Source organism: Rhizobium sp. No.120 (genome assembly GCF_054558365.1).
Genome location: NZ_BAAJNQ010000034.1, coordinates 1 through 11,577 on the forward strand (window position 1 = coordinate 1; position 11,577 = coordinate 11,577).

The following is an 11,577-nucleotide window of genomic DNA, read 5'->3' on the forward strand; positions in this document are numbered from 1 at the left end:
GGCTCATCCTAATGTATTGAGAAAAATAAGATAATACTCATAGCGGAAGTATGGCTGCTGCTAGCTTCCGCCTGCTTTGCAGCGAGCGGATACGGCACTTGGCTGCATACCCACTGTTTTCCAGAGGTGATATTCAAGGCAAAGGTCATCATGAGCTAAGAATTGAACATATCCGGTTTGGTCTATTCTAGATCGTCGCTGGATTGTACCTTTCGCAACGGCAGAGAGACGTCTTGGGATGATTAGACCGCCTTTCGCCATAGACATTAAGCGCCATATATCGCTCGAAGGATATCTCTTGGATAGGCTTCAAGGCGGCCTTCTACCGCCGTGCTTCCACTGGGTCGATGAACCAACTGTGTCCCTAAACCCGCCCCAGCTTATCGATCCGTTGGACATCGGGACCTCTGCTAGAGCTGGATCCTGAACCACTGCACCCAGAAAAGAGAATCCTTTTCCCGGTTTGCCCGGGCGTTGGAGGTTGCCAATCTGGTTGAGGAGCGCCGTCCTTGCCGCTTCCGCCTTTAAGAGGCGGCGCACTGAAGTTCTCCACAAATCGAGGTCTGTGTCAGAAAGCCCAGCGTTGAACATCCGCTCGGGTGGCGCGGTCTTCGGACCTACTCCACAACTGAGGCCAGCCGTGTGAGTGAGCAGGTTTTTGATGATGATATCGGCAATCTCTTCTTCTGACTGCCGGGGCCGGAGATTGGCCAGATAATCTCGGGCGATGTCACAAAGCGCTAGCCTGCCCTTGTCGACAATAGCCAAGGCCGTCGCCGCCACAAGCGGTTTGGTCACGGATGCGAGACGGAATATGGTCCGTATGTGTTGGTTTTCCAATTTATCGACCCGCATAACCAGCAGCGCGGCTATAGACGGTCTATCTGCTTTTGACGGCGATCACGACAGTGCCGACGATCTTCCCGGCCATGATCGCCCTTTCCATAACTGCGTTCACTGCGCCCTTCATCGCAACCATCCTCCCAGGCCTTTGGATAAATGAGCACAGAACGGCATATTCCGACTTGGTTCGCAAGGCGAGGCGTCGATAGTATCGCTCGCTGGTAGGGGAGGGCGGCAACAAACCCTCCGGCAAGCAACAGTTCTCCTGATCTTGCGGTAGCCATCATGTCGTGCTGAGCGCTTAGCCGAGCTTATTTGATTGAGAATGCAACGGTCTCGACCACCTTGCCGTCCACGGAAAGGACAGCCTCGTATTTGCCGACCGGGAAGCCCGCATTCGGTTTGCTCAGAGAGGCGTTGACGTGGTTTTCCAGCGAGCCAATATCAAAGCTCGCTTCGTCGATCTTGTAATTCGCCGGCGCAACGCCGTTAGTGTCGACCGCGATCCATGAAACCGTGATTTTTGAACGCGAGTCAATGTCATCTGCAACGTCTGCTGACAGATATACAGCAGCACTGTTTGCCGGCAGCACCGACTGTGTTTCGTCGGCATCCTTGGCGTTTGAGATGATTATGTTTTCGAATCCAGACGACCAGGCCACTGAAGTCGAGGCGAGGGCCGTGCAAAAAGCGATTGCCCGTAAGGCCTTCGTGGTATTTTTCATTTTGAATTCTCCCATTTTGGCGACGATCTTCCTAGGTCGATACCATGAAGTCAAAATTAGGGGAGGGCAGCCGCGACAATCATTCTTGATGGTCATGAGCCATCGAACCAAAAATAGTCGCGAAACCCATCAGACATCACAGGTGCGAGATCGTCGTCTGGTACTCAAAATCGGATATCCTTTGTTAGCCATTCAGATTCGCCGCGGTCGCGATCACCAAATGTACCCCAATAAGCCCGCATGAAGGAAATCTCCTACAGTAGCCATTTCCGAAAGAGATCCGCTTTGGCGCCTCGGTTAAGCCACAACGCAGGCATGCGGCGGCCTGACCACTTCTGGCCGGAAAGCCGGAGGCGTCGTCCTGCCGTCGAAAGCGCCCAAACCTGCGGGCGGGTAGGGGTGCACGAGGGGAAGGGCCGAAGGGAGTCTCCCCTCGCCCCAATGATGATCAGGCAGCTGCTCGCAAGCATCATGATCTGGCTTAAATAGTTAAATCGTCACCACAGCCTAGACGAGTTCGGCCAAGGCCGTCCCTAATGCTGATAGCGGCATTGCTTCCACGTCTTGCTGCATGGGGAAGATCTCCTGTCCGGGGTAGACGACGATCCGTCGCAGCGGATTCAAATCCTCGCACGCAAGATAGAAGCCCTTTTCGACTTTAGGCGACAGACTGCGCTTGATTTCGATGGCCCATGGACGATTGCCCGGGGGCGTGAGGAGCAGATCGATTTCGGCGCCGGCGGATGTCCGATAGAAACTACTCTGTGTTCCGGCCGGTGCTGCGGCAATCAGCGTCTCGATCACGAAACCTTCCCAACTTGCACCGGCGACCGGATGGCCGAGCAGATCCTCCTGAGTGGTCAGCCCCAAGAGAGTGTGGGTGATGCCACTGTCGCGAACATAAACCCGAGGCGATTTTACGAGACGCTTTCCAACGTTTGCATGCCAAGGCTCTAGACGTCGTACGAGCAGCAGATCAACCAGGAGGTCGAGATAAGAGGCGACGGTCTTGCCATCGACGCCAAGCGCGCGTGCAAACTCTGCGGCGTTCAGAAGTCCGGACTGATGATGCGCGAGCATTGTCCAGAAGCGCCGTAATGTCTCCGCGGGAATACGAGGACCGAGCAAAGGAATATCTCGCTCCAGATACGTTCGAATAAAGTCCTGCCGCCATCGCTGGCTTGCGCGATCGCTTTGAGCGAGTAGACTGTCTGGGAAGCCACCTCGTAGCCACAGCGTATTTAGTTCGTCAGCTGGTACTTCGGTGCCGTTAACCGGCCCCATTTCAAGATAGGCGATCCGGCCAGCCAGCGTCTCACCCGACTGTTTCAACAAGTCAATGGATGCTGACCCAAGCAGCAGGAACTGCGCCACTTTTCTGCCGCTTCGACGGCCGCGGTCGATAAGTCCGCGCAAATTCTGGAAAAGATTAGGAAGCCGGTGAACCTCGTCCAATATAACGAGCTTGTCACTATGTTGGCTGAGATATAGTTCCGGTTCGGCGAGCTTGGCACGATCAGCATCCGATTCAAGATCGAGATAGATCGAAGGCCGATGGTCGGCTATGGAGAGTGCCAATGTCGTTTTTCCGACCTGACGCGGCCCGATGAGCGCGACAGCTGGGCGCGTGTCGAGGAGTTCGTTCAGTTCGGATGATATTCGACGGTTAATCATCCTCGCATTTATGGAATGAAACTCCCGAATTGCAAGGAGAAATTAGCATGTGTCTCTCGAGAATACGGACGTAGCGCTACAAAAACAAGCGCGCCGCCCGTCCGTTCTTTCGCTCCGCGTTGTTATAATCGCTCGCCGCCTGGGCCACCGACTTATGCAGGGATTGCTGCATGGCGGGGGAGGGGAGGACTTTTGGCTTCGGCATACCGGTCCCGCGGCTACGATATGGCATGATTTTATTCTCGCGTCCCTTGCCAAAATAACACACAATCTTTATATATCCCAAAGTATCTATATCCGTTAGGATATGAAATGACAGAGTGGAAGGTTGAGTTTCACCCGCGATTCCGAGACGAGATCGCAGACCTTCCGAAAGATGCAAGAGTCGAGCTTTTGGCACATCTCGTCGTGCTGAGGCAAAAAGGCTTTCGCCTCGGGAGACCGGAGGTCGATACGCTCGAAGGCTCCAAGCACGCCAACATGAAAGAGCTGCGTGTAAAAGTTCTCAAAGTGCAATGGCGCTTTGCCTTTGCCTTTGACCCGGAACGAAAAGCTGTTGTGCTGTGCGGCGGCGCGAAGAGCGGCGTTAGTCAGAAGCTCTTTTATAAGCGGCTGATCGACCTAGCCGATAAACGATACGACGATCATTTGGCAGAGCTGGAGAAGAACTGTGGACGATCTTGATAGACTAATAGGCGATCTGTCGGCCGACGAACGTCAGGCCGTGGAAAAGCGCGCAGAGGTGTTGCTTGAGGCTCATAACCTCCGTGAATTAAGGGCTCTGGCCGGTCAAACGCAAGAGCAGGTATCCGCGAAAACAGGCTTTAAGCAAACCAACGTGTCTCGATTGGAGAAGCGCGCGGACATGAAACTGTCAACGCTTCGAGATTATGTGGAGTCGCTGGGCGGTAGCTTGAAAATCATCGCCGATGTCGCCGGCAAAAAGGTCGACCTTTCTAGTATCGCCGAAAAGTCGCGGCACCGTTGAAACGGGTGTAAATTTCTGCGTTCGAATTCGCCGCTGCTACACAACTAACCGCGCGGCACGCCCGTTCTTCCGTTCGGCGTTGTTATAGTAACTCGCCGCCTGGGCCACCGACTTATGCAGGGATTGCTGCATGGCTTCCTGCAAAGGAACGCCGCGATTGGCGGCTTCCGTCAGATATCCGGAGCGCAGTCCATGCGCCGAAAACAGCTCCGGATCCAAACCGGCCTGGCTGCACCGTGTCTTCAGGATCAGATTGACCGACTGCGGCGTCAGTGCTCGCCGGTCGATATTGCCCCATTGGTCGATGCGCCGGAACACCGGTCCGGTGTCGATCCTGGCTTCTTCGATCCATTGCTTGAGTGCTTCGACCGGTCGGCCGATCAGAATGACATGCGCCTGATCTTCGGCGGTCGTCGTTTTCGTACGGCCGAGACTGATGCTCAGGCACGGGAGGAGAGGGGAGGCGGCATTCCTCGGATCGGCATGCACCGGCTCCTCGTCGACCAGATCGTCGACGCGCAAGTCAGCGACCTCGGAGCGCCGGCGACCGCCGGAGGCAAACGCCGTCAGCAACAGGGCGCGGTCGCGGACATCGGCTAGCCGCTCGCCGCCACAGGTCGCCAGCAGCTTTGCCAACACATCGCCGGTGACGGCCTTTTTGCTCTTGCGGCGACGTTGCCGCGGCGTGGCACGCACGGCCAGGCGCAATGCGGTTTTCAGGGAAGGGGCGGTAAATGATCCCGTTAGCCCGCGCCAGCGCGTCAGGATCGACCAGGAGGTCAGCCGCCGGCGCACGGTATCGGGCGCATGCGGACCGTCGGCGCGCAGAAGCCCCTTGGTGCGCAATCCGATCTCGACCTCACCTGGCATGCCATGTGTGGGATCGTCGGCGCGCTCGACTGGATCCCAAAGATGATGGGCGACGAATTTGAGGAGCAGACTTTCCGGCGCCGGCCAGGGCAGAGGCACACCAATGGCAAGCTCGCACCAGGCTTCGAGATAGCCAAGATCAGAGGCGAGTGCGCGAAGGGTATTGGCGCCCATGCCCTCCTTGGCGAGATGCTTGAGGGTGGCGACATCGTCGTCCGTCAGCAGGGTGGCCAGCTGATCGCGCCGGGCGAAGGGCAGGATGGAGTCGAGCGCATCGAGTTCTTCGGCACGCTTCAGAACCGGCAAATCCGCTGGATGCCGATTAGTGCTCATGCTCAAGTGGTCCCACGATCGCAATGCCTTCGCTTCTGGCTGCGTTTGCCATCTTCCGGTCGGCTGTCGCCAATGGCACGTTGGCAGATTTCGCAAGCGCAACGTAACTGGCATCATAACCTGAAAGGCCGTGCCGGATAGCGAGATCGACGATGGCGACATCATTGCCCGAACCGCGGTCATCAAGTGGCAAACTGCGCAACTTCAATGTCGCTGTCAGCGCTGCCCCGGCCGGCAATCGACCGCGGCGCTCGGCCATGACAAACAGATTGCGGGCTTCGAACCAAAATAGCGATGGAACCAGGCCTGGTGTGACGGCCAGTACGCCAATCAGGCGCTCGGCGGCTTCGCTCTGCTCATCGGGAAGAAACCAGCTGGCGGCGATAGAGGCGTCCACAACGAAAGACATGATTACGCGCGGCCCTCATCGCGCCAGGCGCGGATTTCCTCTTGGGTAACGGGCTTGGCCATCTGACGCATCGCTCTGATTTCGGCGATCGTCTTGTCGATATCGTTCTCCTTGCGAATGCGCGATAATACGGCGATCGGATCGTTGCCGCGGGAAATGATGACCTCCTCGCCGGCCTCGACGCGGGCCAGCAATTCGGAAAGATGGGCCTTGGCCTCTGCGACCTTGACGGTGACGCTCATGATAATTCTCCGTAAGCTGGAATTCACTCTCTCGTCGCACAGATCGTGGCAGAGCCTGCAACTCGACATTCTGCGCGACAATAGGCGCAGAATCGTTATTGGTCAAGCACTAGGTCATATCACTATCGATACCTGAATACTATCGCTAATGATAGCCTCAGAAAGCTGCTGTCCGAGCAACGGAAGCAAAGGCCTATTTCGATTCAAAATGGCAGAAGAATAGCGTTAATTCATATGGTTAACGACGCCCGGAATTCTAACTCTTGGCATTCCGTGTTCGGCTAGTTGGCCAAACATTTGATCCAGTTTCTCGAGTAGAGAATCTTCGGCGAGTGCGGTAGCAAATTCCTGAGATATTCGCGGCTCCCCCTTGAGGGTGCCATCTCGGAGGGCTTCCTGTTCGTTGTAGTAGGCCCGCCGGATTTCTCTGATGAGTAGCGGCAGTTCCTCGGCAGAGAGCTCTTGGTGGACGTCACGAAAATCCCTGTTGACTGGGTTCCTGACGACGATGTCATATCCTGGCCCAAGACGTCCGATGAGCGCTCCTATGAATGCAAAACGTAGTGGGGCTGCCCGCCTTGCCAATGCGAATTCTGAAAGCTCCCTGATCTCCTGCGTCGTACCGACCGACACAAGGAAGCGGATGGCCAGAGTAACAACTCGACTGTCCCGGGAGTACAGGAGAGCTTCTACCGCAGACTTCAAGCGAGTGCGACCGAACGCACGGGATCGTTGGAGAACCTTGATGGTCTTCGTAACTAGATGCAGGTCATCACTGTGGCCATTTATGATGTCGAGCATGATGTTATAAATTTGCTCATCTCCCGAGGAAGCGGATTGCTCAAGATATTTGAGGAGTTCACCTTTGAGAAAGGAATCCCTAGTTTGTTCGAAAAGCGTTGATGCAAGCATTCGATTGCGTTCTAGATCGACCGTGCCTGGGCGGAGGTTGCGTATCGCCCAGACAATCTGATCCTGCCAACCCATACCACTGACGCGCTTTTGGAGCAGACGTACTTCGGGATCAGCGAACGCGGCCGAGGTCGCCACACGATGTGCAAATATCGAGCCGTCGAGAAGTGCTTCCGCAAACAGCGTGGTCTCGGGGTCCCAAACTACACGGATCCCGCGGGCACCGCGTAGGTCACATCCAGTGAAATTATAGTTTGCCAGATTGGTGTCGGTGAAATCTGTGTTCCGCAGATCCGCGTTCTGTAGGTCTACGGAAGGATCGAGACCGGCGATGCCAATGAGCTGGCCGAAGTTGCCGGTGGTGCTAGCCAACACGTTGTTCATCGTCTCCTTCGACATTGCGGAGATCAGAGCATCAAGAACGATATCATCCTTCATCGGAGGCAACCGATGCGCTGAAGGTTATTGTGCCGCGATACTCGGCCTCTTCCGCGACCTCGTGTAGGGCCTTGGCCACAAGGATGCCTATGACGCGTTCCTTGTTCCACTTCGTCCTGTCACTGAACATCCGTTCGTCATGAGTGACCACAGCATTGACGTCTCTGGCCTTGGCATGCGCAGAAAGAACAGTTTGAACCCGATTGGGCTTCGTCTCTTGCGCAGTCATTTCGCAAAGGACGTCATAGTTCAAATACGTCGCATCTAGCACTTCTCCTGACGGATCCGTGACCCTCCATGTTTCGTTGCCGACGTACTTCACAGGAAGGTGCTCCATCTCAACTTCCGTTTCCTCTTGGAGGCTGGTTTTGGCTGTATGGGTCGCTTTTCCTGACTTCGTGGCTGAAGCCTTGCCAGAAGGAGAGAGCATCGAAACCTCTCCGCCGGCAATAAGTTCGTGCGCTTTCGTTTCTTCGAGGCCGGCTTCGATGCTTGATCTACGCTGCACCTTCATCATTCTTGATTGAATATGATGGACGCCAAATTTTGTCTTCTCGTCCATATCGAGACCGTCGATCGCGAGGGATAGGATCGCCCTTGTAAGGCCGACCGAAATCGTTGCTTTGTCGAGAACAATCTCATCCTCAAAGATGCCAAGTTCGGTTTCAAGACGATATCGGCCTGGAACTTCGTCGCTCTCAGCGACCGCGCTTTTTAGCTCCACCACTTGGGGCAACGGGTTGTGGTTGCGGGACTGAAACGACATCGTCTTCTCCAGAATGTGGACGCCAGATTATATGGTTCCAATTCATCGTATGCACAAGCGGCCTGCTCGGTGGCCCCCGGAAGTTCAAAGTGACTGCATCAAGGCGGCTTCTCTGGGTGCCCCCTCATCTTTTTTCAGAGCTTTAGGCATGTCTAGCGAGCCTCCATTCCGTTTTGGAAAGCTGACCGATTGCCAGGAGGCCTCTTGTCCTCGAATAGGCAGATTTCAAATTGAGGTTGTTTGTTTCGTCTGTCGTATGCAACAAATAATGGCGGCAGGCTTCGAGTCGCAGTCTTCCGGATCAAGGCTAATTTCTAAATCGGCAGTTGAGGATCTAAGCAAATCGCAAAAATCGAAAAAGGGGCTGGGCTGACCCCGACCGAGCGGCTTCTGGCGCGTCTAGCAGGCGACACGTTTCTCGATCTTTGGTCATGGCCCAATGTGTTTAAAAAGCCAGGGCAGGAGCTCTGTGATCTGTTAGTCGTCTGCGGTGACGACGTGATCATCTTCAGCGATAAGAGCGTAAGTTGGAGTGAGGCGCCGTTAGAGACGGCGTGGCCTCGATGGTATAAAAAGGCAATCTCGGAGTCCGCTGGGCAGATCAGAAAAGCTGCGGCGTGGATTAGAAGCAAACCAGATTCGCTCTTCGTTGACGCAAAATGTCAAACTTTGCTTCCGATCAAATTGCCGCCTGTTGAGCGTCGAAGGGTACATGGTATTTGCGTGGCGATGGGAGCAGAAGAGGCCGCCTCCCAGTATTTTAAAGACCCCGACGGGACTTTTCTTATACTTCCTCACTTAAGAGGGTCGGATCACGTCGACTTTGGACAGCACTTGCATCGCCCGTTCTCTATTGGAGACGTGGATCCCTCGGGACCGTTCATCCATGTGTTCAACATGCTTGCGCTCGACGTCGTTATGTCCGAGCTGGACACGATCACCGATTTCACCAGATATCTCACCGCCCGCGCTAAGTTAATTAGGTCGCAATCGCTGCTGGTTTCGCCAAGCGAAGCGGAGCTTCTTGCCAACTATCTGCTAACGACCGGACAAAATGGTGAGCACTATTTTCCGACGGGAGCCGATGTGAAGGGTGGCTCATCCGATCACAAGGTCTCCTACGCGCAAGGCGAGTATGCCTATCTTGTCCGCTCGCCGGAGTATAGGCGACGCAAGGAAGCGAACAAACCGTCGTATTTATGGGACCGGCTCATAAAGCTGTTCACTGATGCTGCGCTAGACGACACCCAATACGCAGTCTTCGATGAAGTCCCCACAATCGACGTGTCGGAGAGCGCACTCCGGATCATGGCGAGAGAAACGAGACTTCAAAGACGCCATATCGCGGGAGCGCTGCACGGCGCGTTAAGAGCTTGTGAAGATCAGAATGCGGCGCGTTTCGCGCGTGTGCTGAAATCGATTGATCCGGCAACCGGTGACAAGGTCGCGTACGTCTTCCTCGTAATGCGAGAAAAAGCTGACTTACCGCTTGCCGACTTTCGGCGTATCAGAGCAACGATATTACAGACCTATTGCCTTTCTGCTCTCAGGGACGACGCTGACCTGAGGCTTTGCGTCGGTATTGCTGTTAACGCCGATTCAGATCGAGGTGCCTCAGAAGAACTGATAGCTTTTGAACAACAAGAATGGACGCCTGAGATTATTGATCAGCTGCATCAGGCTAGGGAGGCGTTCGATATATCAATCCATACGATGGCGACTGCAAACCAAGTAGCCGTCCAACTGGAATTTCCTACCGACCCTCGACCTGAGGGGATGTCGCGCCAACAGCGGCGGGCGTTAGAGCGAGAGCTTGCCAAACAACGTAGATAAGAGAGTTGCACGAGGGGTGGCGCAAGCATGAAATTGGTGATCATCGCAATAGCGACTTGGCTCATCGCAATGGTTGGGGAGGGCTGGGCCGACGACTATACGGCTCGAAGCGTGTCAGCGTCGGAAGCGCAAGCGCACTGGGCCCATGTCTCGGTCTGGGTAAGTGCGGCGTCTGTGGTGTTGAGTAGTATTGCGCTATTGGGTTTGGCGGGGAGCCTTTTGCAGACGCGAAACACCCTCCGTGAAACACGAGACCTTGGCCGGCGGCAGGCGCGAGCCTATGTCGAAGCTTCCGACATTGATTTCAGCGTGGACGACAAGGGCGATTTGGTCGTCGTCTGCCACAATTCCGGCGAGACTCCAAGCCCTATGGTTGCTGTGGGCGTTGAGGCGGTCCGGGTTTCGATGCAGGAAATGTATCATGTGCTCCGAAATAATCGCCCACCATCTCCGCCTCGAAAAACATGGACGTCGGTAGGAGCAGGGAAGCCTTTGTTTGCCAAGGTCACTCCGCTTAGAGGAAGCAGCTACATCGAGGAATTTCAAGATCAGCAATTTGGTCTAAACGACCGGCTCCTAGTCGTTGGCACTATCATTTATCAGGATATCTTTGACGAGTACTTCACGACAGAATTTGCTTTCTTCTCGCACTCCCAGCTGAAGGGATTTCTCAGGCCAAACGGGATGATGGCGGCTTACAAATCTATTTCTAAGGAAGAGGTGGAGCGAGCCTTCGGGGAAAAAATATAAGTCGGCTCAGCGGGAATGGTGCCTTGTTTCCATTGCCAGAGCATGATGATGGCCGAGCGGGTAACGATGCAGCCACCAGAGGCCCGTCGAAGGCACCATAGCTAGTGCGTAGGGTGTCGGGGATTTAGCGGAACCGATGTCCACATTTTGCGAAGCGCGCAGATTTGCATCGCAATTATAACTTAGTAGCTATCTAGCCCATCGAACTCGCCGTCGAACCGGAATTTGATAAAACTGGCGACCTTTCCAGATGATAACTCCTCGATTCTTTTTTCCACGGACACGCTGTCAGTGAAGAAAGAAGGTTGGACCTCGTATTCCCTGAGACGTTCGATAGGAATAGCATCAAGGCCCTGCACAAAAAGGCCGCGCCTACATGCCCATTTTGCAAGGCGCTTAAATTCCAACAGGTCAAGAACCAGCCTGTTATCGCGGACTCTAAAGGAATATGCTGCTACCGCCCGAAGGACGTTTTTTTCATTAATGGTACTGACGGTTTCGCCTAAACCTGATGACGTTAAGCTGCCAAGTTTTCCTAGCTCGTCAATGAAGCGAACTGTAAACTGAACCAGATCGCGGTCGTCATGCCTTCCAATATGATCACCAATCATTGCCAGGCAGGCGGCAACCTTTGCGACGCTTCTGGAGTTTCTGAGAGAGCTTGCCAAAAAGGACGATATATCTCTGAATGAGGTCGAAGCTTCCACGAGGCTGAAGTAAGCGACGTACAGCTCTTGTACACTGACTGTTGATTTGCACTGAGAAGTGACCCGGCATTGCCGGATATTTTCATC

At 54.6% G+C, this 11,577-nt stretch carries 13 protein-coding genes and 1 pseudogene; 4 read left to right on the forward strand and 10 right to left on the reverse strand.

Annotation, left to right across the window (positions count from 1 at the left end):
• Window positions 1-309 precede the first annotated feature (309 nt).
• The 4 genes and pseudogenes from ACYJRZ_RS31470 to ACYJRZ_RS31485 all read right to left on the reverse strand — a co-directional run.
• Window positions 310-768, reverse strand: a complete 459-nt coding sequence (locus ACYJRZ_RS31470; RefSeq protein ID WP_459465394.1) for a hypothetical protein — start codon at window positions 766-768, stop codon at window positions 310-312.
• A 386-nt stretch (window positions 769-1,154) separates the two neighbouring features.
• Window positions 1,155-1,568, reverse strand: coding sequence for a hypothetical protein (locus ACYJRZ_RS31475; RefSeq protein ID WP_459465396.1), 414 nt, complete (start codon window positions 1,566-1,568; stop codon window positions 1,155-1,157).
• Window positions 1,569-2,075: 507 nt separating this feature from the next.
• Complete coding sequence (locus ACYJRZ_RS31480) at window positions 2,076-3,242, reverse strand: ATP-binding protein (protein ID WP_459465398.1); 1,167 nt, start codon at window positions 3,240-3,242, stop codon at window positions 2,076-2,078.
• A gap of 76 nt (window positions 3,243-3,318) precedes the next feature.
• Window positions 3,319-3,417: pseudogene (locus ACYJRZ_RS31485) on the reverse strand (integrase); the annotation flags it as partial.
• A gap of 137 nt (window positions 3,418-3,554) precedes the next feature.
• On the opposite strand from ACYJRZ_RS31485, the gene ACYJRZ_RS31490 reads away from it, so the two are divergent.
• Both ACYJRZ_RS31490 and ACYJRZ_RS31495 read left to right on the forward strand, forming a co-directional pair.
• A complete protein-coding gene (locus ACYJRZ_RS31490) occupies window positions 3,555-3,926 on the forward strand; it encodes a type II toxin-antitoxin system RelE/ParE family toxin (protein ID WP_459465400.1) in 372 nt (123 codons plus the stop codon).
• Entirely contained in the window at window positions 3,913-4,230 is a 318-nt protein-coding gene (locus ACYJRZ_RS31495) for a helix-turn-helix domain-containing protein (protein ID WP_459465402.1), read from the forward strand. Before ACYJRZ_RS31490 ends, ACYJRZ_RS31495 begins: the two co-directional genes overlap by 14 nt.
• A gap of 36 nt (window positions 4,231-4,266) precedes the next feature.
• On the opposite strand, the gene ACYJRZ_RS31500 is transcribed toward ACYJRZ_RS31495, so the two are convergent.
• From ACYJRZ_RS31500 to ACYJRZ_RS31520, 5 genes are all read right to left on the reverse strand, one after another.
• Entirely contained in the window at window positions 4,267-5,433 is a 1,167-nt protein-coding gene (locus ACYJRZ_RS31500) for a site-specific integrase (protein WP_459465404.1), read from the reverse strand.
• Window positions 5,423-5,842 (reverse strand): type II toxin-antitoxin system VapC family toxin, encoded by a 420-nt coding sequence (locus ACYJRZ_RS31505; RefSeq protein WP_459465406.1) that lies wholly within the window; start codon window positions 5,840-5,842, stop codon window positions 5,423-5,425. Before ACYJRZ_RS31505 ends, ACYJRZ_RS31500 begins: the two co-directional genes overlap by 11 nt.
• A 2-nt stretch (window positions 5,843-5,844) precedes the next feature.
• On the reverse strand, window positions 5,845-6,084 hold the full coding sequence (locus tag ACYJRZ_RS31510) for a type II toxin-antitoxin system Phd/YefM family antitoxin (RefSeq protein ID WP_113349381.1): 240 nt from the start codon (window positions 6,082-6,084) through the stop codon (window positions 5,845-5,847).
• Window positions 6,085-6,309: 225 nt separating this feature from the next.
• Window positions 6,310-7,434: a pentapeptide repeat-containing protein gene (locus ACYJRZ_RS31515; RefSeq protein ID WP_459465408.1), complete on the reverse strand. Its 1,125-nt coding sequence runs from the start codon at window positions 7,432-7,434 to the stop codon at window positions 6,310-6,312.
• Window positions 7,424-8,200, reverse strand: a complete 777-nt coding sequence (locus ACYJRZ_RS31520) for a hypothetical protein (RefSeq protein WP_459465410.1) — start codon at window positions 8,198-8,200, stop codon at window positions 7,424-7,426. Before ACYJRZ_RS31520 ends, ACYJRZ_RS31515 begins: the two co-directional genes overlap by 11 nt.
• Before the next feature lie 498 nt (window positions 8,201-8,698).
• Here ACYJRZ_RS31520 and ACYJRZ_RS31525 point away from each other — a divergent pair, with 498 nt between their 5' ends.
• Both ACYJRZ_RS31525 and ACYJRZ_RS31530 read left to right on the forward strand, forming a co-directional pair.
• Entirely contained in the window at window positions 8,699-10,033 is a 1,335-nt protein-coding gene (locus ACYJRZ_RS31525; protein WP_459465412.1) for a hypothetical protein, read from the forward strand.
• Between the two features lie 27 nt (window positions 10,034-10,060).
• Window positions 10,061-10,783: a hypothetical protein gene (locus ACYJRZ_RS31530; RefSeq protein WP_459465413.1), complete on the forward strand. Its 723-nt coding sequence runs from the start codon at window positions 10,061-10,063 to the stop codon at window positions 10,781-10,783.
• Window positions 10,784-10,965: 182 nt separating this feature from the next.
• Here ACYJRZ_RS31530 and ACYJRZ_RS31535 read toward each other — a convergent pair.
• The coding region (locus ACYJRZ_RS31535; protein ID WP_459465415.1) for a hypothetical protein at window positions 10,966-11,577 on the reverse strand (612 nt) is incomplete at its 5' end.

What these genes read in the sequence shown, in the direction of transcription:
- ACYJRZ_RS31475 (WP_459465396.1), bottom strand. Translation starts at nt 1,568, where the DNA reads ATGAAAAATACCACGAAGGCCTTACGGGCAATCGCTTTTTGCACGGCC.
- ACYJRZ_RS31480 (WP_459465398.1), bottom strand. Translation starts at nt 3,242, where the DNA reads ATGATTAACCGTCGAATATCATCCGAACTGAACGAACTCCTCGACACG.
- ACYJRZ_RS31490 (WP_459465400.1), top strand. Translation starts at nt 3,555, where the DNA reads ATGACAGAGTGGAAGGTTGAGTTTCACCCGCGATTCCGAGACGAGATC.
- ACYJRZ_RS31500 (WP_459465404.1), bottom strand. Translation starts at nt 5,433, where the DNA reads ATGAGCACTAATCGGCATCCAGCGGATTTGCCGGTTCTGAAGCGTGCC.
- ACYJRZ_RS31505 (WP_459465406.1), bottom strand. Translation starts at nt 5,842, where the DNA reads ATGTCTTTCGTTGTGGACGCCTCTATCGCCGCCAGCTGGTTTCTTCCC.
- ACYJRZ_RS31510 (WP_113349381.1), bottom strand. Translation starts at nt 6,084, where the DNA reads ATGAGCGTCACCGTCAAGGTCGCAGAGGCCAAGGCCCATCTTTCCGAA.
- ACYJRZ_RS31515 (WP_459465408.1), bottom strand. Translation starts at nt 7,434, where the DNA reads ATGAAGGATGATATCGTTCTTGATGCTCTGATCTCCGCAATGTCGAAG.
- ACYJRZ_RS31520 (WP_459465410.1), bottom strand. Translation starts at nt 8,200, where the DNA reads ATGTCGTTTCAGTCCCGCAACCACAACCCGTTGCCCCAAGTGGTGGAG.
- ACYJRZ_RS31530 (WP_459465413.1), top strand. Translation starts at nt 10,061, where the DNA reads ATGAAATTGGTGATCATCGCAATAGCGACTTGGCTCATCGCAATGGTT.